Annotated in this window: 16 protein-coding genes; 8 read left to right on the top strand and 8 right to left on the bottom strand. The window is 72.9% G+C overall.

Annotation, left to right across the window (positions count from 1 at the left end; translation table 11 throughout):
• The first annotated feature begins 300 nt into the window (after nucleotides 1–300).
• From TU31_RS22260 to TU31_RS22250, 3 genes are all read left to right on the top strand, one after another.
• Nucleotides 301–1,209, top strand: coding sequence for a S1 family peptidase (locus TU31_RS22260; RefSeq protein WP_042157427.1), 909 nt, complete (start codon nucleotides 301–303; stop codon nucleotides 1,207–1,209).
• A 226-nt stretch (nucleotides 1,210–1,435) separates the two neighbouring features.
• On the top strand, nucleotides 1,436–2,356 hold the full coding sequence (locus TU31_RS22255; RefSeq protein WP_042157425.1) for a slipin family protein: 921 nt from the start codon (nucleotides 1,436–1,438) through the stop codon (nucleotides 2,354–2,356).
• Between the two features lie 453 nt (nucleotides 2,357–2,809).
• Nucleotides 2,810–3,886, top strand: coding sequence for a S1 family peptidase (locus TU31_RS22250; RefSeq protein ID WP_042157422.1), 1,077 nt, complete (start codon nucleotides 2,810–2,812; stop codon nucleotides 3,884–3,886).
• An 86-nt stretch (nucleotides 3,887–3,972) separates the two neighbouring features.
• Here TU31_RS22250 and TU31_RS22245 read toward each other — a convergent pair whose 3' ends face one another.
• The 3 genes from TU31_RS22245 to TU31_RS22235 all read right to left on the bottom strand — a co-directional run bounded on the left by TU31_RS22245 (nucleotide 3,973) and on the right by TU31_RS22235 (nucleotide 6,893).
• Nucleotides 3,973–4,764, bottom strand: a complete 792-nt coding sequence (locus tag TU31_RS22245; RefSeq protein ID WP_042157419.1) for a metallophosphoesterase family protein — start codon at nucleotides 4,762–4,764, stop codon at nucleotides 3,973–3,975.
• 93 nt (nucleotides 4,765–4,857) lie between these two features.
• Nucleotides 4,858–5,295 (bottom strand): subtilase-type protease inhibitor, encoded by a 438-nt coding sequence (locus TU31_RS22240; protein WP_042157417.1) that lies wholly within the window; start codon nucleotides 5,293–5,295, stop codon nucleotides 4,858–4,860.
• 563 nt (nucleotides 5,296–5,858) lie between these two features.
• The gene (locus tag TU31_RS22235; RefSeq protein ID WP_042157414.1) at nucleotides 5,859–6,893 is read right to left on the bottom strand and encodes a membrane protein; all 1,035 of its coding nucleotides are present in this window, start codon (nucleotides 6,891–6,893) and stop codon (nucleotides 5,859–5,861) included.
• A gap of 220 nt (nucleotides 6,894–7,113) precedes the next feature.
• On the opposite strand from TU31_RS22235, the gene TU31_RS22230 reads away from it, so the two are divergent.
• Both TU31_RS22230 and TU31_RS22225 read left to right on the top strand, forming a co-directional pair.
• Nucleotides 7,114–10,704 (top strand): DNA polymerase III subunit alpha, encoded by a 3,591-nt coding sequence (locus TU31_RS22230; RefSeq protein WP_042157647.1) that lies wholly within the window; start codon nucleotides 7,114–7,116, stop codon nucleotides 10,702–10,704.
• Nucleotides 10,701–11,807: a DNA polymerase Y family protein gene (locus tag TU31_RS22225; protein ID WP_042157412.1), complete on the top strand. Its 1,107-nt coding sequence runs from the start codon at nucleotides 10,701–10,703 to the stop codon at nucleotides 11,805–11,807. The genes TU31_RS22230 and TU31_RS22225 overlap by 4 nt, the downstream gene beginning before the upstream one ends.
• 19 nt (nucleotides 11,808–11,826) lie before the next feature.
• Here the strand turns inward: TU31_RS22225 and TU31_RS22220 are convergent, their stop codons facing one another.
• Nucleotides 11,827–12,609, bottom strand: a complete 783-nt coding sequence (locus TU31_RS22220; protein WP_042157410.1) for a phosphotransferase — start codon at nucleotides 12,607–12,609, stop codon at nucleotides 11,827–11,829.
• Between the two features lie 125 nt (nucleotides 12,610–12,734).
• Nucleotides 12,735–13,382, bottom strand: coding sequence for a pyridoxamine 5'-phosphate oxidase family protein (locus TU31_RS22215; RefSeq protein WP_042157406.1), 648 nt, complete (start codon nucleotides 13,380–13,382; stop codon nucleotides 12,735–12,737).
• A gap of 331 nt (nucleotides 13,383–13,713) precedes the next feature.
• Between TU31_RS22215 and TU31_RS22210 the strand changes: the two genes are divergently transcribed.
• A complete protein-coding gene (locus TU31_RS22210; protein ID WP_042157404.1) occupies nucleotides 13,714–14,604 on the top strand; it encodes an esterase/lipase family protein in 891 nt (296 codons plus the stop codon).
• A gap of 61 nt (nucleotides 14,605–14,665) precedes the next feature.
• On the opposite strand, the gene TU31_RS22205 is transcribed toward TU31_RS22210, so the two are convergent.
• Nucleotides 14,666–15,253, bottom strand: coding sequence for a TetR/AcrR family transcriptional regulator (locus tag TU31_RS22205; RefSeq protein WP_042157401.1), 588 nt, complete (start codon nucleotides 15,251–15,253; stop codon nucleotides 14,666–14,668).
• A gap of 74 nt (nucleotides 15,254–15,327) precedes the next feature.
• Between TU31_RS22205 and TU31_RS22200 the strand changes: the two genes are divergently transcribed.
• The gene (locus TU31_RS22200; protein ID WP_042157399.1) at nucleotides 15,328–15,810 is read left to right on the top strand and encodes a hypothetical protein; all 483 of its coding nucleotides are present in this window, start codon (nucleotides 15,328–15,330) and stop codon (nucleotides 15,808–15,810) included.
• Here TU31_RS22200 and TU31_RS22195 read toward each other — a convergent pair.
• Nucleotides 15,800–17,083, bottom strand: a complete 1,284-nt coding sequence (locus TU31_RS22195) for an APC family permease (RefSeq protein ID WP_245698630.1) — start codon at nucleotides 17,081–17,083, stop codon at nucleotides 15,800–15,802. The genes TU31_RS22200 and TU31_RS22195 overlap by 11 nt on opposite strands.
• An 80-nt stretch (nucleotides 17,084–17,163) precedes the next feature.
• Between TU31_RS22195 and TU31_RS22190 the strand changes: the two genes are divergently transcribed.
• Nucleotides 17,164–17,631: an Lrp/AsnC family transcriptional regulator gene (locus tag TU31_RS22190; RefSeq protein WP_042157643.1), complete on the top strand. Its 468-nt coding sequence runs from the start codon at nucleotides 17,164–17,166 to the stop codon at nucleotides 17,629–17,631.
• A gap of 69 nt (nucleotides 17,632–17,700) precedes the next feature.
• Here TU31_RS22190 and TU31_RS22185 read toward each other — a convergent pair whose 3' ends face one another.
• Nucleotides 17,701–18,720, bottom strand: a complete 1,020-nt coding sequence (locus TU31_RS22185) for a lytic polysaccharide monooxygenase auxiliary activity family 9 protein (RefSeq protein WP_042157397.1) — start codon at nucleotides 18,718–18,720, stop codon at nucleotides 17,701–17,703.
• Nucleotides 18,721–18,769 lie beyond the last annotated feature (49 nt).

Below are 18,769 nucleotides of genomic sequence, written 5' to 3'. Positions count from 1 at the left end.
CGGGGCGGAACCGCATCGTCCGCTGATCCGTCCCATCCGCGACCGAGGGGGTCAGCGCCGCCCCGGCAGCCGCCAATGTGGCTGCCGGGGCGGAGTGTTGGGGGCGGCGGTGAGATTGCGGCCGTGTGTCGGGCGTGAGACATCGGTGCGGACCTCTTGCGCCGTGGGGGTGGTGCGCCCGAGACTCCGCTCAGCGCTTGTCAGGGGCACGCCGAAAATGAACGTGCGGATTCTTGTGTGCCCTATGGCTGCGCCTCACCGGCCGCCCACCGGCGGCTCCCGATCCCCTCGGAGGAATCAGTGAGGAACGAGCGCACCACCCCCCGCAGCGGCGTGGCGAGACGCACCCGGCTGATCGCCGTGGCGTCCGGACTGGTGGCCATCGGTGCCATCACCATCCCGACCGCCAACGCACAGAACCCCGCTCCCGCACAGAAGTTCAGCGCCGCCCAGCTCTCCGCCGCCGGGAACGCGGTACGTGCCGCGGATGTCCCGGGCACCGCCTGGCGGGTCGACAGCGCGACCGGCACTCTGGTCGTCACCGCCGACCGCACGGTCTCCCGGGCCGAGATCGCCAAGATCGAGCGGGCCGCGGGCAGCAACGCCGACGCGGTCCGTATCGACCGCATCGCGGGCACCTTCCGCAAGTTCATCTCCGGCGGCGACGCCATCTACGCACCCAGCTGGCGCTGCTCGCTCGGCTTCAACGTCCGCAGCGGCAGCACCTATTACTTCCTGACGGCCGGTCACTGCACCGACGGCAACCCGCCGTGGTACACCAACTCCTCGCACACCACGAGCATCGGTCCGACCGCCGGCTCCAGCTTCCCTGGCAACGACTACGGCATCGTGAAGTACACGAACTCCTCCGTGGCCCACGCCGGCACGGTCGGCAGCCAGGACATCACCAGCGCCGGCACCCCGAGCGTCGGCCAGTCGGTCACCCGCCGGGGCTCCACCACCGGCACCCACAGCGGCAAGGTCACCGCACTGAACGCCACGGTGAACTACGGCGGCGGCGACATCGTCTCCGGCCTCATCCAGACCACGGTCTGCGCCGAGCCCGGTGACAGCGGCGGTCCCCTCTACTCCGGGACCAAGGCGCTGGGCCTCACCTCGGGTGGCAGCGGTGACTGCACCTCCGGTGGCACCACGTTCTTCCAGCCGGTCACCGAGGCGCTGAGCGCGTACGGCGTGAGCGTCTACTGACGCCGGCCGGCTGAGTCCGTACGGCCCGGGATCGCGCGGCCCGGGTCCGTACGGCCAGGTCCCCGCACGAACGCCGGAGCCGGCTCCGGCGGTATGACGGCCCCCGTCCGCCGGCGGACGGGGGTCCGGCCGTGTCCGCCATGAGCCTCGACCGCCTTCCCGGGCCGGGCATACCATGGTAAACAGCGCGATTCGGACGCGTGCGGCACATCTTCAGGGAGCCGTGATGGTCGAAGAACTGGTGACCGCCGGGGTGGCGCTGGCCTGCACGGGCACGGTGTATCTCATGGCGGCGGCGCGGGTGGTCAAGCAGTACGAACGCGGTGTGGTGCTGCGGCTGGGGAGGCTGGCATCCGAGGTGCGTGGCCCCGGGTTCACCATGATCGTTCCGATCATCGACCGGATGCGCAAGGTCAATATGCAGATCGTCACGATGCCGGTGCCCGCGCAGGAGGGCATCACCCGCGACAACGTCACGGTGCGGGTCGACGCGGTCGTCTATTTCAAGGTCGTGGACGCCGCCGACGCGGTCATCCGGGTCGAGGACTACCGCTTCGCGGTCTCCCAGATGGCGCAGACCTCGCTGCGGTCGATCATCGGCAAGAGCGAGCTGGACGATCTGCTGTCGAACCGCGAGAAGCTCAATCAGGGGCTGGAGCTGATGATGGACAGCCCGGCCATCGGCTGGGGTGTGACCGTCGACCGGGTGGAGATCAAGGATGTCTCGCTGCCGGAGACGATGAAGCGGTCGATGGCCCGCCAGGCGGAGGCCACCCGCGACCGGCGGGCCCGGGTGATCAACGCGGACGCCGAGCTCCAGGCGTCGAGGAAGCTCGCCGAGGCGGCCGAGGCGATGTCCGACCAGCCCGCGGCGCTGCAACTGCGACTGCTGCAGACCGTGGTGGCGGTCGCCGCCGAGAAGAATTCCACCCTTGTCCTGCCTTTCCCGGTCGAGCTGCTGCGGTTCCTGGAGCGCTCCGGGCTCCAGGCCCAGGCGCAGACCGCGGCCGCCGAGGCGGAGCGGGACGGCGTGCAGCGGCGTGCCCCGAAGGCGCCCCGGGCGCCGCGTACGGCCGTCGAGCACGGTGCGGAGGACTCGCTGCCGCCGGAGCTGGCGGACCTCCCGCCGGTGGAGGATCTCCCGTAGACCTCCCTCGCGCATGAGGGCCTGAGGCGGGCGCCGGCTGCCTTTCTGATGTGCCACCGAATGCCGTATGTACCCCTTGGTGCGGGTATATACGGCCTTTTCGGTGGCCCGGGGGGCGGTTCCCGGCCGGTGTTTTCCGGCCAGCTATAGTCCTCACACGTTGCCGTCCGCCGCGCGCTCCGCGTGCCCGCTGATGTCCGCACTCGGGCCGAGGTGCGCGGATATCGGTGTGCTCTTCGTGTGGCGAAGTGGTGAACTCCCGCATGTGAGACCGGAACTCGGTCTTGTGCGCGAGTGAGGCGGATGGGAATACTCGGCTGCACCTTGGCATGGACGCGACTCCCCGAGCCGTCGCTCCTCGGGGCGGACCCGTGCCAGTCCTGATCCCTCACTCTCCGGGCCCGGGCAACTCCCCACAGTTTCCGGGCTCTTCCCCCCACGGGAGGCTCTGAGTTGAAGCACCGTCGCATACCCAACCGGCGCGCCGTCATCGCGGGCGCCGGTGCGCTCGCCCTCGCCGCCACCGCCACCGTCACCCTCGCCAACGCCAACGCGTCCCAGGCCCCCACGCCCAAGCCGACGCTCGCCAAGCTGACCTCGGCGGCGGCGAGCACTCTCGCCTCCCACCTCAAGACGGACACCGCCGGTGCGTTCTATGACGCCAAGGCCAAGAAGCTGGTGGTCAACGTCGTGAACCAGGCGGCGGCCAAGGCCGTGCGGGCGAAGGGGGCGGAAGCCAGACTCGTCAAGCACACCTTCGCCCAGCTCGACTCGGCCCGGCAGACGCTGAAGTCGAAGGCGACCATTCCCGGCACGTCCTGGGGCATCGACCCGCAGAGCAACAAGGTCGTGGTGACCGCCGACCGCACGGTCAAGGGCACCAAGCTGGACCGGCTCACCAAGGTCGCCAAGAGCCTCGGCGACAAGGTCGAGGTCCGCCACAGCAAGGGGCAGTTCAAGCCCTTCATCGGCGGCGGCGACGCGATCTGGGGGAGCGGTGCCCGCTGCTCGCTCGGCTTCAACGTCGTCAAGGACGGCCAGCCGCACTTCCTGACGGCCGGCCACTGCGGCAACGAGATCAAGAGCTGGTCCGACAAGCAGGGCGGCTCGGCGATCGCCACCACCGAGGACTCCAAGTTCCCCGGTGACGACTACTCGCTCGCCAAGTACACCGGCGACACCGCGCACCCGAGCGAGGTCGACCTCTACAACGGCAGCACCCAGAAGATCACCAAGGCCGCGGAGGCCACCGTCGGCGAGAAGGTGCAGCGCAGCGGCAGCACCACGCAGGTGCACGACGGCACGGTCAAGGCGCTGAACGCCAGCGTCAACTACCAGGAGGGCACGGTCGAGGGTCTGATCCAGACCGATGTCTGCGCCGAGCCCGGTGACAGCGGTGGCGCGCTCTTCGACGGCGAGTCCGCCCTCGGTCTCACCTCCGGCGGCAGCGGCGACTGCACCAACGGCGGCGAAACCTTCTTCCAGCCGGTCACCGAGGCCCTGAAGGCCTACGGCGCGGAAATCGGCTGACCCACGGCACACCCCGCGCAGCTCGGCGCACGGTGCCGGGCCCCGGATCCGCTCGTCCTCCGGGGGCCGGCACCGTCCCGCGGCGCTCAGCCGTCCGTGCCCGGGGCCGCGTTCCGGCCGTCGCCCGGCCCGAACGCCGCCAGTGCCTCCTCGGCGGAATGCCGGGCCCGGACATAGGTATCCGCCCACGCGGCCGCCGACGGAGAGTCCGATTCCCGGGCGATCCGGGCGCAGGCCGCCTCGTGATCGAAGGCCGTATGCCGCAGTGTGACCGCTCCGCCGCCCGGCCCCAGCAGCGCCCAGTGGGCGCCCGGCCGGCCGTACGGCATGCCGACGCTGCCCGGATTGACCACCAGTCGCCCGTGGGTGAACCGCACGAACGGCATATGGGTGTGCCCGCAGACCACCGTCCGTACGGCCTCGGGCACCCCCTCCAGCACCTCCGCCCAGCGCTCCGGCCGGGAGTCGACCAGTGCGATCTCGGTGTCGTCGCGCGGGGTGGCGTGGCAGAAGAGGACCGGCCCGAGCCCGGCCACCTCCAGCGTCACGGTGGCGGGCAGCGACCGCAGGAACTCCCGCTCTTCCGGGCCGAGTTGACCCGCCGCCCAGGCATCCATCGGATCCGCCGGTTCGTTCCCGGGCCGGGCGGCGGCCATCTCACGGTCGGCGTTGCCGCTGATCCACACCGCCCGGTCGCCGAGGGTGCGCAGCCGCGCCAGGGTCTGGCGGGGGAGCGGCCCGGCGAGCAGATCACCGGTCAGCACGATGCGGTCGGCGGCACGGACATCCGGCTCGGCGAGCACCGCCTCCAGCGCCGGCAGCACGGCATGGATATCGGAGAGCACGGCGACGGCCGCGCCGGTGGGGGAAGTGTCCATGCGCCGAGCGTAGGGACCGTCGACGCTCCCTCACACGGGAAATCCCCGGGCACCACTGTCCGGTGCCCGGGGATTTCCTGTGTGAGGGAGCGGTCAGAAGTCGAAGACCGCGCCCATGCCGTCGGCCATCGCGCAGGAGTTGGCGAAGGTGTAGGTGTACGAGACCCGCTTGCCCTGCCACACGCCGTCGGCGGTGACCACGAAGGGGTTCCACTCCTTGGTGCACAGCCGGTCGGACGGGGCAGTGGTCACCGCGTTGAAGTCACCGGCCACCGTGCGCAGTTCGGCGCAGGCGGCTTTCGGGTTCGGGTGGCTGCCGGTCGCCCCGGGCATACAGCTGAGCGTCACGGCGCGCTGCACCGTGGCGGTCGCGCGGCTTTCGCCCTGGCCGGCCGTCAGCACCAGTGCCGTGGGGGCGTAGAGCCCGCCGGTCCGCGTGGGCTGCGCCGGTGCGGCGGCCTGCGCGGTGGTGGCGAGCGTGCCCAGGACCAGTGCCGCGCCGAGCGCGACCGCCCCAGTGATGTACCGCATGACGAACACTCCCTTGCTCGAAGGTGCAGATACCGGACGGGAGTCTGGCCCAACCGCACCTCGAAAGCATCTTGAGTGGGCAAGGAGCGATCGCTTTGAGTCGTTAGATGAAAGCTGAGAGTAATGGCGCGAACCGGCCGGAGGCGGTGCCGGACGGCCGGGGCGAAGCGGTGTGCGGCCAGCGCGGATGCCACCGTTGGCATGCCCCGGGCAAGCGCCACTCGGCCACGTAACGAAGGGATTCGGCCGCCGACCGGTCGTTCGGGCGGGGTTCGATCTCCGGCGATTGGCTGAAGAGGGGGGCCGGAGGGTGCCTCCGTGCTGCCCTGGGTGCGCGTAAAGGTAAGAACCGGCCGCCCGCCGGTCGCCTTACCGGCCCGGTGTGCCCGTCGCGGTGCCCTCCCTCACCGGCTCCGGCCGCCCGTCGCGGCGCCCTCCCCGTCGCCTCGCCGGCCCGGGTCCTCCTTGTTTTCCCGCCTGTTCACCTCGTATGCCCCGGTCATTTCCGGCAGCCATGCCGTCAGGCCCGCATGGCCGGCACCACGGCCGGCCGGCGGGGAGGGTCATGAGGGGGTCTCGCCCTTCTTGCGGAAGATCGACAGGGCCAGGGTGAGCAGGGTGCCGCCCGCAGCCCAGGCGGCGAGTACCAGGAGCGGGCCGGTGATCGCGTTGCCGCGGAAGTAGGCGAGGGAGCGTGCCGTCCAGGTGCCCGCGCCCGGTGGGAGGGCGGGGCCGATGGCGCGCCAGAACGGGGGCAGCAGCGGGTAGGGGTAGGCGCCGCCCGCACTCGGGTTGCCGAGGATGACGATCAGCAGGATCGCCAGGCCGATGCCGAGGATGCCCAGCAGGGCCTGGCAGGCCAGGGTGGTGGCGCCCACTGCGAAGACGGTCAGGGCGCCCAGCCCCCACAGCCCGAAGAAGGTGCCGGGCAGGGCGCCGAGGACCGGTCCGACGATGATCGCGCCGGCCAGCCCGGCGGCGAGCGCGTAGACGGTGAGCGCGGCCAGCCGGATGACCGCCCGGTGTCCGTTCGAGGGGCGCGCCCCGGCGCTGATCGCGAGGATCGCGGCACACAGATAGCCGCCGACGCACCAGCCGACGACGAGGTAGAAGGACGACAGACTGCGGCTGTCGCCCGCGGCGGCGGGGGCCACCTCGACCGTGCGTACGGTGCGGTGTTCGGCCTTCTCGGCCGAGCGGACGACCAGTTCGACCGCCTGGGCGAGGGAGGCGCCGCCACCGCCGGCCACCAGCAGCCGGTCGGTGCTCCCGCGCGGGTTGACGATCAGTGCGCCGTCGATCGTCCGGTCCGCGAGCTGCTGCCGGGCGGCCCGTTCGGAGGGCAGCGCGCGCGGGTCCAGGGGAGAGCCCGGCAGCCGGTCCAGTTTGCCCACCAGTTGCCCCCTGACCTGCGGGGGAGCGACGACGCCGAGCGGTACATCGGCCGGTGCGGGGTGGTGGAAGGCGCCGGTGTACGACGTGATGAACGCGATCATCAGCCCCAGGACGCCGAGCACCAGCAGCGAGGCATGGGGTGTCACCGCGCTCTTCACCTCCCCGAGGAAGGTGGTGCGGGTGCCGTCGTCCGTCGTGGCCATGGCTCGCTCCTCGCCACACTTCGGCTGCCGGTCCGGTGCTTTTGTTCCCTTATCTTCCGGTTGACGGTAGAGGTGTGCAGATCGGTGGGGCTGATCGGCGGATCGGTGGCCGGCCTCCCGGCATGTCTTCGTACGAATGTTCGATGCGCGGGTTATGGTGGAGAGGAGGAACGGGGGACGCAAGGTCAGCCGGGGGGCGGATGAGGTGCAGGAGGTGCGGATGCCAGGGTTCACGCATCTGCACACCGCTTCGGGGTTCTCCCTGCGCTACGGCGCCTCCCATCCGGAGCGGCTCGCCGAGCGCGCCGCCGAGCGCGGCATGGACGCCCTCGCACTGACCGACCGGGACGGGCTCTCCGGGGCCGTACGGTTCGCCAAGGCCGCGGCCGAAGCCGGTATCCGCCCGCTGTTCGGCAGTGAACTCGCCGTGGCGGAGCGCGCGTCGGCACCCACGCCCACCGCGCGCCGCCGCACCCCGGTGCGCGGCGGTGCCTTCCTCGACGAGTCCGCCGCCCGCGCCGTCTTCCTGGCCCGCGAGGGTGCGGCCGGCTGGGCCGCCCTGTGCCGGCTGGTCTCGGCCGCCCACGCCGGGCAAGGGGAGCAGCCCGTTCTCCCGTGGAGTGCCCTGGAAGCCGCCACGGACGGACTGACCGTGCTGCTCGGACCGGACTCCGAGGTCGGCCGGGCGCTGGCCGCCGGCCGCCCGGACCGCGCCGCGCGACTCCTCGGCCCCTGGCGGGAGCTGTACGGCGAGGCGCTGCGCCTGGAGGTCGTCGACCACGGCCGGCCCGGCAGCGGCCCCGGCTCCCCGCGGCTGGCCGCCCGTACCCTCGGCTTCGCCGTAGACCAGGGCCTCCGTGCCGTCCTGACCAACGCGGTCCGCTATGCCGACCCCGGCCAGGGCCCGGTCGCCGATGTCCTGGACTCCGCCCGCCGTCTGGTGCCGGTGGACCGGCACCGGCCCGAGGCCCGGGACAGCGGGGAACGCTGGCTCAAGGACGGCGCCACGATGAGCCACACCGCCGAGCGGATCGCCGAGGCGGCCGGCTTCCGGCGCGGCCTGGCCCACCGGCTGCTCGCCATGACCGAGGAGACCGCCGGGGAGTGCCTGGTCGACCCGCAGGACGACATCGGGCTCGGCCGGATCCACTTCCCCGAACCGCGGCTGGTCGGCGCGGGCCACCGCACCGCCGCCCGGGTGCTGCGCTCGCGCTGCGCCGCCGGGATGGTGCTGCGCGGCTACGACCACGACCGTGAGCGCTGGGCGCGGCTGCACGACGAGCTGCGCACGATCGAACGGCTCGGCTACCCCTCGTACTTCCTGACGGTCGCTCAAGTGGTGGACGACATACGGGAGATGGGCATCCGGGTCGCGGCCCGTGGGTCCGGCGCCGGTTCCCTGGTCAACCACCTCCTGGGCATCGCACACGCCGATCCGGTCGAGCACGGACTGCTGATGGAGCGTTTTCTGTCCGAACGGCGGGCGGCGCTGCCGGACATCGACATCGACGTCGAGTCCGCCCGCCGGCTGGAGGTCTACCGCGCGATCTTCGACCGGTTCGGCGCGGAGCGGGTCGCCACGGTCTCGATGCCCGAGACCTATCGCGTCCGGCACGCCGTACGGGACGTGGGCGCCGCCCTGGGCATGGACCCGGCGCAGGTGGACCGGCTGGCCAAGGCCTTCCCGCACATCCGCGCCCGGGACGCCCGGGCCGCGCTGGCCGAGCTGCCGGAGCTGCGCGGGGTGCGGGAGGCCGGCGGCGAGCAGCTGTGGCCGCTGGTCGAGGCGCTGGACGCGCTGCCGCGCGGTATCGCCATGCACCCGTGCGGGGTGCTGCTCTCCGACGCCACCCTGCTGGACCGTACGCCGGTCGTCCCGACCAGCGGCGAGGGCTTCGCCATGTCGCAGTTCGACAAGGACGACGTGGAGGAGATGGGCCTGCTCAAGCTCGATGTGCTGGGCGTGCGGATGCAGTCCGCGATGGCGCATGCGGTCGCCGAGATCGGCCGGGCCACAGGGCACCGGCTCGATCTCGACGACCCCGCACAGGTGCCGCCCGGGGACCCGGCCACCTACGACCTGATCCGTTCGACCGAGACGCTCGGCTGCTTCCAGATCGAGTCGCCGGGCCAGCGCGATCTGGTCGGGCGGTTGCAGCCCGCCACCTTCCACGACCTGGTCGTCGATATCTCCCTGTTCCGTCCCGGGCCGGTCGCCGCCGATATGGTGCGGCCCTTCATCGAGGCCCGGCACGGCCGTAAGGCGATCCGCTATCCGCACCCCGACCTGGAGGAGCCGCTGCGCGAGACCTATGGGGTGGTGGTGTTCCACGAGCAGATCATCGAGCTGCTGCGGATCATGACGGGCTGTGGGCGGGACGAGGGCGACGAGAAGCGGCGGGCGCTGTCGCATCCCGAGCTCCAGGGCCGGGTGCGCGCCTGGTTCGCGCAGCGCGCCGAGCGGCGCGGATATGCGCCCGAAGTGATCGCGCGTACCTGGGAGATCGTCGAGGCCTTCGGTTCGTACGGCTTCTGCAAGGCGCACGCGGTGGCCTTCGCGGTGCCGACCTACCAGTCCGCCTGGCTCAAGGCGCACCACCCCGCGGCCTTCTACGCCGGGCTGCTCACCCATGACCCGGGGATGTATCCGAAGCGGCTGCTGCTCGCGGACGCGCGGCGGCGCGGGGTGCCGGTGCTGCCGCTGGATGTGAACCGGTCGGCGGTCGCCCATCGAATCGAACTGGTGTCCGGTGTGGCTTCCCGTGGCGACGGCCCGGGGGACTCCGCGGTCTGGGGGCTGCGGCTCGCGCTCTGCGATGTGCACGGGATGAGTGAGGTCGAGGCGCAGCGGATCGAGGCCGGGCAGCCCTACCACTCGCTACAGGACCTGTGGCAGCGGGCCAGGCCGGGCCGCCCGGTGGCCGAACGCCTCGCCCGGGTGGGCGCGTTGGACGCCTTCGGGGCGAACCGGCGGGACCTGCTGCTGCACATCGCCGAGCTGCACCACCGCGGGCGTCAGGCGCCCGGCGGCCAGCTGACGCTGCCCGGCCGGGCCCTCGACGGCGCGGACACGGAACCGGTTGATCCGGTCGAGCCGGCCGGGCTGCCCGACCTCAGCGAGGTCGAACGGCTCAGCGCCGAGCTGGGCGTCCTCGGTATGGACGCCTCCCGTCATCTGATGGCCGACCACCGGGAGTTCCTCGCGGAGCTGGGCGCGTTGCCGGCCCGACTGCTGCGCGATGCCCGGCACGGTGAGACGGTGCTGGTCGCCGGGGCCAAGGCGGCCACCCAGACGCCGCCGATCCGCTCCGGCCGCCGGGTCATCTTCACCACCCTGGACGACAGCACCGGGCTGGTCGACTGCGCCTTCTTCGACGACAGCCATGCGGCCTGTGCGCACACGATCTTCCACTCCTGGCTGCTGCTGGTGCGCGGCACGGTCCAGCGGCGCGGTCCGCGCAGCCTCAGCGTGGTCGGCGCCGCCGCCTGGAACCTCGCCGAGCTGGCCGAACTGCGCCGTGAGGGCGGGCTGGAGGCGGTCGCCGCCCGGCTCGCTGAGGTGCCGGACAGGGGCGCGGCCGAGGCGGGCAGGGGGGCGGCCGAGGCGGACGCCCCGTCGGCGGAGCCGGGCCGGGGTCCGGGCAAGGAGTCCGGGACGGACCGGGAGCCCGAGCCGGCCACCGCCCCGGGCCGCACCATCCGGCTGACGACCGGCTATGAGCTGCACGCGTGGGCCGATCTCCAGCCTCCCGGCGAACGCGCCGCCACCGGACGCAAGTTGTGGCACTCCAGCCCGGGGAGCGCAGGATGACCCCCCGCTCGGTGCCGCCCGCCGCGCCGCCGGAGCCGTCCGGGGCCCCGCGGCAGCCGGGCATGCTCCATGTACGGTTCCGGACCGTCGACGGCACCCCCGTGAGCGCCGGGTGCTTTGAGCAACTGCTGGGGCTGCTGGCGCAGTTCACCCCGGTGATCGAGGCGCTGCCGCCGGACGCCGCGCTGGTGGACGTGCGCGGTGCGCTGCGCTACTTCGACCGGGACGCGGTGGGCCTCGCCGAACTCGTGCGGCTGCGCGCCCTGGCCTGGCACGGCGTACGGTGCACGATCGGGATCGGCGCCAACCCGCTGCTCGCCCGGATGGCGGCTCAGGGGGCGGCGCCCGGGGAGATCCGGGCCGTCCCCGAGGGCGCCCCGGCCGTCGCCGCGTTCCTCGACCGCCGGCCGGTCTCGGCGCTGCACGGTGTCGGCCCGGCGACCGCGCGCGCCCTGTGTGCGTACGGGCTCGACAGCGTCGGCCGGATCGCCGCCGCCCCGCCCGCGACCCTCCAGCGGATCCTCGGCGCCAGGACGGGCCGGATCGTGTACGAGCGGGCCCGCGGTATCGATCCGACGCCGGTGACGCCCAACGCCGCGGCCCGCTCGATGGGCGCCGAACACCGCTTCCACCGCGACGAGTTGGACCCGGCAAGGCGCCGCCGGGCGCTGCTCTCGCTCGCCGACGAACTCGGTGCCCGGATGCGTGCGAGCGGGCAGGTGGCCCGCGCGCTCACCCTCACCGTCCGCTATGCCGACCGCTCCACCACGACCCGCACCCGGCGGCTGGACGGGCCGACCGCGCACGGGCCCGCGCTGACCGAGGCGGCCTATGCGCTGCATGCCGCGCTCGGGCTTCAGCGGGCGCGGGTGCGGTCCGTGGCACTGCGCGCGGAGGACCTCTGCCGTGCCGAACGCGCCGCGCGCCAGCTGACCTTCGACCCGTCCGACGACAAGGCGCACCGCATCGAGGCCGCCGTCGACCGCGCCAGGGCGCGCTTCGGCACCGGGAGCGTACGGCCCGCCGCAACCCTCGGCCAGACAGGCTGGACCCCGCCACCCCCGGGTTCGAAGCCCCTCGGCCCCGGGGTCAACCGGCCTTAGCCAGCCGTCGGTCAGCCGGTCAGCCGGTGAGCAGGGCCTTCTCCCACTGGTCCGCCCGCTGCTCGATATATGCGGCGTCACTGCGCCAGACCTCGCCGTGTCCTTGCGCCCACAGCGTTGCCCAGGGCTGCGTGCCCAGGGCGGCCTGCTCCCGCAGGAAGTCATGCACGGCACGGGTGCGGCGTCCCAGCAGCGGGACCAGGCGACGCCGCTCGGCCTCGTCGAGACCGTAGGCGTCGGCGAAGATCCGCAGCCGGTCTCCGGCATCGGCGCGCTGCCGGCCGGGATCCGCCGACAGCGGGAGGAAGCCGTGCGCGGCATACGCGACATCGCCCAGCCGGGTCCCCGGGGCGGCCGCGTCCCAGTCGATGAAGGCCCATTCGTCCTCCGGGCCGGCCACGAGGTTCCAGGGAGCCAGGTCCTGGTGGGCGATGATCTCGCTTCCCTCCGCCGGGAGGAGCACCTGCCAGTGCGGGTCGGGCGGTGGCGTGAAGCCCTGCACGGCGTCGTGGAAGTCCCTGATGAGACGTGCCACCCGGGCCAGCCGCCGAGCGGGCTCCAGCAGGGAGAACCGGTCGGGCCAGACCACCTGGCCCGGCATGAAGGTCAGTACCTCCCGGCCCTTCTCGTCGATGCCGAGGGGGCGCGGGGCGGCCCGGAAACCCACCTCGTGCAGATGCGTGAGCAGGGCGTGCACCGCGGGGGTCCACGGCCCGGTGGGACGGCGGACGGTGTCCCCGACCCGGACGACGCCGGCGCTGACGTTTCCGCCGGCCAGCGGCTGTTCTTCGTCGTGCGGCATGGAACCAGCCTGGCCGGACTCCCCGGCCGCGTCACCTCAATTACGGCGATCACGGCACGAGCCGGAGGCCGCACGGCGGGCGCGGCCTGCCGTTCGGATCGCCCGGCCGGCCCCCGGCCCCCGCCTCAGCCGTAGAGCCGCTCCGCGTACCGGGGGCCGTAGTGCTGTTCCAGCTGCTCCAGGGGGAGGTCCGGGGCCTCCAGGCCCTTGACGATGCGGGCCCGGGAGGGCAGCGCGTCCGGGTGCCAGGTCTCCGGCTTCCACAGGTCCGAGCGGAGGAACGCCTTGGAGCAGTGGTAGAAGATCTCCTCGACCTCCACCAGGAGCGCCAGTTGCGGCCGGTGGCCCTTGACGGTCAGTGCGTCGAAGAACGGGGCGTCGCGCAGCAGCCGGGCGCGGCCGTTGATGCGCAGGGTGTCACCGCGCCCGGGGAGGAGGTAGTTCAGCCCGACATGCGGATTGTCGAGGACATTCATCCAGCCGTCCATGCGCTTGTTGCCGGGGCGGTCCGGGATCACCAGGGTGGTGTCGTCCAGGACATGGGTGAAGCCCGCGGGGTCGCCCTTGGGCGAGACGTCGCACCGGCCCTGCGCGTCCGCGGTGGCTATCACGCAGAACGGCGAGCGGGCCAGCCACTGCCGGTCGAGGTCGTGCAGCCGGTGCCGGGTCTTGTGCGCCGCATGGGAGCTGGGCTCACCGATCAGCCCGCGCAGCTCCGCCTTCGAGGTGATCTCCACGATCCCGGTCAGATCCGCCGTCCCGGCCGTTTCCATCGGTCGCCCCTCACGTCTCGGTCCATGACCACGTCTCGTACCTGGTCAAGTCTCGTACCTGGTCACGCGGTTGACGACTCTACGGGACGGGTCTGACATCCGGGCCGGTCGCGACGGACGGGGCGTCACACAGGCACGGAAACGGTCCGCTGCGCCTCGGACGTCCGGTGAGGATTGTGTGCTGCTTCCTTCACCGTCACACGGCTGGCCCACGCTGCTTACCCAGCCGTAACTTACTTGCCAGTCAACTGCGTTGGCCCTTGCGATCCGGATCGCAGGTGAACGGCTCACCGAGCACTTCGGAGTCCCCTCACCCCGCAAGGAGCATCGTATGAAGCTGCGCTGGTCAAGAACGCTCACCCTCCTCCCCGCCCTCGCCCTGGCCCTCGGCGTCACCACCGTCCCCGCCGCGGCCGCCGACCCGTCGCCCGCCACCACCCCGGCCGGAAGCGCCGCGCGGACGGCCGCCGCCAGTGGCTGGAACAACTACTCCTGCAAGCCCTCCGCCGCCCACCCGCGGCCGGTGGTCCTGGTGCACGGCACCCTCGGCAACTCCATCGACAACTGGCTCGGCCTGGCGCCCTACTTGGTGGCCCGCGGCTACTGCGTCTTCTCCCTGGACTACGGTCAGCTGCCCGGTGTCCCGTTCTTCCACGGGCTGGGCCCGGTCGAGGCGTCCGCCCGACAGCTCGCCGCCTACGTCGACCGGGTGCTGGCCGCCACCGGCACCGAGAAGGTCGATCTCGTCGGCCACTCACAGGGCGGCATGATGTCGCGGGTGTACCTGAAGTTCCACGGCGGCGCGGACAAGGTGAACACGCTGGTCGGGCTGGCCCCTGACAACCACGGCACCGATCTGAACGGTCTGACCCGTCTGCTCGACCACTTTCCCGGCGCCAAGGACTACATCGGCAAGCTGACCCCCGGGCTGGCCGACCAGATCGCCGGCTCCGACGTCCTCAACCGCCTCAACGAGGGCGGTGACACGCTCCCCGGGGTGCACTACACGGTGATCGCGACCAAGTACGACGAGGTCGTCACTCCCTACCGGAGCGCCTTCCTCAACGGCCCCGACGTACGCAATGTGGTGGTCCAGGACCTGTGCGGGCTCGACCTCTCCGAGCATGTGGCCATCGGGCTCGTCGACCGTGTCGCCTTCCACGAGACGGCCAACGCCCTCGACCCGGCGCACGCCACCCGGACGACCTGTCTGCCGGGCTGACCGGGAGCCGGCCCGGCCCGCAGCCGCGCGGCCGGGCCGCGCTCCGTACCGGCCGCGAGGGTCAGTCGGCGGCCAGCAGGGCGTCCGTGCACCGCTCCGCCAGGTCCTCGGCGTGCGGGGGCAGCGGGGTGCCGCCGCGCAGATGGCGGCGGACCAGCGACAGCGGGAGGTCGACGGCGGCGAGCGTCACCCGGTCGAAGCCCTCTCTGCCGTGCAGCCCCAGGGCCCCCGCGAGCGCCGCCAGGGCGGCCCGTACCCGCATGTTCCCCTCTTCCGCGCGCAGCAGATGCTCGTCGGACCAGTCGTCCCGCCCGAACTCCTGGGCCCCGTACAGGAGCAGCGCGGCCTCCGCCGGGTGGGTGCGGCTCCACGCCACGATGTGCCGGGCGGCCGCCCGGCCCCCGGCGCGCGGGTCGTCCGAGGATTCGAGGGCCTCGAAGTAGCCCGCCTGGAAGCCCTCGACCGTACGCAGCCACACCTCGGCGAGCAGCGCCGAGCGGCCGGCGAAACGGTGGTAGAGCGAGCCGCTGGGGGCGCCGGCGGCGGCCGCGACCGCGGACATGGTGACGCCCGAGGGCCCGGACTCGGCCGCCAGCCGTACGGCGGCGTCGAGGAGCTGTGCGGTGTCGAACCGGGGTGGCCTGGCCATGTTCTAGAGGGTACTCTCCACTATATTGGAGATGCGCCTCTAGAACGGGTGCGGACCAGGTGAGGAAGGGCGCGATGGGCGTTTACAACGTGCACGAGCGGGAGCTGCCGGTGTCCGGGGCCGAGGCCGGACTGCTGATCGACGGCCTGTCCGGCGGCGCCGACGCGCTCTGGCCGCGCCACGACTGGCCCCCGATGCTGCTCGACGGCCCGCTGGCGCCGGGCGCGGCGGGCGGCCACGGCCCGGTCCACTACACCGTGGCGGACTACGTCCCGGGCCGATGGGTGCGGTTCCGCTTCACCGCCCCGCGCGGCTTCCACGGCTTCCACGAATACACCGTCCACCCGCTCGGCCCGGACCGCGCGCTGCTGCGCCACACCCTGGCCATGCACGCCCGCGGCGGGGCCCGGCTCAGCTGGCCGCTGGCCTTCCGGCCCCTCCACGACGCCGTTCTGGAGGACAGCCTGGACCGCGCCGAACGGGCCTGTACGGGCACCGTCGCCCGGCCCGCCCGCTGGAGCCGCTATGTGCGGCTGCTGCGCCGCCTCATCGGGTGATCCGGCGCAGCGTCAGAAAGCCGACGGCTGCGCAGGCGAGTCCCGCCGGGATCAGCAGCAGCCATCCGGAGAAGGCCAGCACGGCCGCCGTCAGCAGGGCGCTCACGCATCCGCCGCACCACAGGGGAGTGCGGCGGGGCAGCAGCACCAGCGCGGCGGCCAGGCCGGCGAGGGTCACCGCCGCCAGACAGGTGGCGGTGGCCCTCATCAGGAGATCCAGATCGGCGCCGCCGAAGCCCGCCGCCAGCCCCACGAGTACGGCCGCCCCGCCGAGCACCGCCAGCGACCGCCGCGGCACCTCGCCCGGCGCGCCGCCCTTGGCCAGCGCCCGCGGCGCCGCCCCGTCCCGGGCGAGCGCCGCACCGAGCCGGGAGGCCCCGGCCAGATACGAGTTGACCGCGCCGAAGGTCAGGAAGAGCGCCGCCACCGCGGCCACGGGGCGGGCGGCGCCGCCCACGCTCCGGGCGAGCAACTCGGTCAGCGGGGTCTCGGTCCCGGCCGCGGCCGGCCCCAGCGCACCGATCGTGGCGACCGCGAGCCCCAGGTAGAGCACGGTGATGACGGCGAGCGTACGGCGCGTCACCCGCGGCAGATCCCGTCCCGGGTCGGCGAACTCGCCCGACAGATGGCTGGCCGCCTCCCAGCCGGCGAACGCGAAGAACAGCACCCCGGCCGCCGACCCGACCGAGGCCCAGCCGCCCGGCATGAACGGGGTGAAGTGGGCGGCGGACACCTGTGGGGCGGCCGCCAGCACCGTGCCCAGCAGCACCACCGCCAGCAGCCCGCCGAGCAGCAGCTGCACCCGGCCCGACAGCCGCAGCCCCACCGCGTTGGAGACCAGCGCCACGACGACCACCGCCCCGGCCACGACGGCCGCGCCCGTGCCGCCCCAACCGGCCGCGTCGGCCACGTACTTCCCGCCGATCCAGGCCGCCGAGACCACGCCGATCGGCACCGCCCCGTAGAACCACCACCCCACCACGGCCGCCGCCCGCGGCCCGGTCGCCCGGTGCACATAGGTGGCGACGCCCCCGCCGTCGGGGAAGCGCGCGCCGAGCGCCGCGAAGGAGGCGGCCACCGGCACGCACAGGGCGAGCAGGACCACCCAGGCCAGGATCGAGGCGGGGCCGGCCGCGGCGGCGGCCAGGGACGGCAGCGTCAGGACGCCGGGCCCGAGGACGGCCCCGGCGCACAGCGCGGTACCGCTGCCGACGCCCAGCCGCCGTACATCCGGTCGTTCGGATGCCGGGAGGGATGTTTGTTGTACGGTCACAGTCGCAGAACGTAACCGTTGGATTGATCAATGCGGCCTCTCGCCGAAGATAATTCGGTGACTGCGGCACCATGGGGGTCATGGACGACATTGATTCGGCGATTGTCCGCGAACTACAGCGCGATGCACGGCAGACCAACCGCGACCTGGCGCGCCGGCTGAACATCGCGCCCTCCACCTGCCTGGAGCGGGTCCGGGCCCTGCGCGCCCGGGGAGTGATCACCGGCTATCGCGCGACCGTGGACCTGCGCGCCCTCAACCGGCCCGTGCAGGCGCTGCTCACGGTCCGTATCCGCCCGATGAACCGCGAGGTCATCGAGCGCTTCAAGGCCTTTCTGACCTCGCTGCCCGAGGTGCTCAGCATCTATGTCGTCGCGGGCGGCGACGACTTCCTCGTCCATGTGGCCGTCCCCGATGTCGACCGGCTGCACGCGCTCCTGATGGACCAGGTCTTCAAGCGCCGGGAGGTCGTCGACTGCCGGAGCTCGGTCATCTACCAGCATGTCGCCAACGACATCATCGAGGCGCTGCCGCCGGCCGGCTCCTGATACGGCGACGCCGCCCCCGCGGTGAAGCAGGGGGCGGCGTCGCTTCCCGGGTGGCCCGGGCCGCCGGACTCAGCCGCGGTGCCGGGCGGCCCTGCGGCGGGTGGTGGTGAACACGACGCCGGCACCCAGGGCGAGCACGGCGGCGCCGCTGACGGCGAGCGGGGCCGTGGAGCTGTCGCCACCGGTCTCCGCCAGCCGCCGGCCGTCGACCGGACGGGAACCGCCGTTGGTGTGCGGGGCGTTGGCCTGCGCGGCGTCGGCGCGCGCCGGGGCCGCGGCCTTTGCCGGCCGGTCCGTGCCGGTGTGCTGGCCGCCGCCGTGGTGACCACCGCCGTGGTGGTGACCCGTGCCCACCGACGACTTGGGGGCGCCCGCCGCGATCTGGGCGTCGGTCGGCGCGGAGGCAGTCGGTGCGGGTGCCGCCGCGGACTTGGCGACGGTGCCGCCGGCGGCCTTCTTGCCGAAGACGACATCGGAGCAGGTGTAGAAGGCCTCGGGGCTGTCCGACCGCTGCCAGACGCTGTAGATCAGGTGGCGCCCGGACCGCGCCGGCACCTTGGCGTCGAAGACGTACTCCCCGTTGACCAGCTTCGGGTCGTTGACCTTGGCGAACGGCTTCGCCCCCAGGTCGGACCACTTCAGCGGCTTCTTCGGGTCGTAGCCGGCCTTGGTGAGGTACAGCTCGAAGTAACCCTTGTGCGGCGCGGTGGCCTTGTAGCGGAAGGTGTGGCCGCCCGCCTTCATCGGGGACGACGGCCAGTCGGCGCGGGGCAGGTCCAGGCCCTTGAACTCGGGGCTGTTGGCGCTGCACAGCTTGCCGTCCGGGATGCGGGTCCGGGACTGGCCGCCCGCGTTGCCGTCCCGTACGCCGTTCCAGTCGTAGAACGCCTGGGCCCCGCCGGCCTGCACGGCGGCCTTGCACGCCGCGGACCGCGGGCTCTCGGGGCCCTCCGCGTAACAGGCCGACACCCGGCTGACCGGGTCCGTCATCGAACCGTGAGCGGCGGCCGGGCTCGCGGCCAGTGCGGTGAGCGCGAGCGGGGCGATACCGACCAGGGCGATGCCGGTGGCCTTGCGACGAGCGGTCATGGTGGGGGTCTCCTTCATCAAGTGCGTCGAGCGGGGGGGCGGGGGAGTG

Source organism: Streptomyces lydicamycinicus, assembly GCF_000829715.2.
In the GTDB taxonomy this organism is placed as follows: Bacteria; Actinomycetota; Actinomycetes; order Streptomycetales; family Streptomycetaceae; genus Streptomyces; species Streptomyces lydicamycinicus.
The sequence above is the reverse complement of the archived record's forward strand: the minus strand, read 5'-3'. Positions and strand labels throughout refer to the sequence as shown.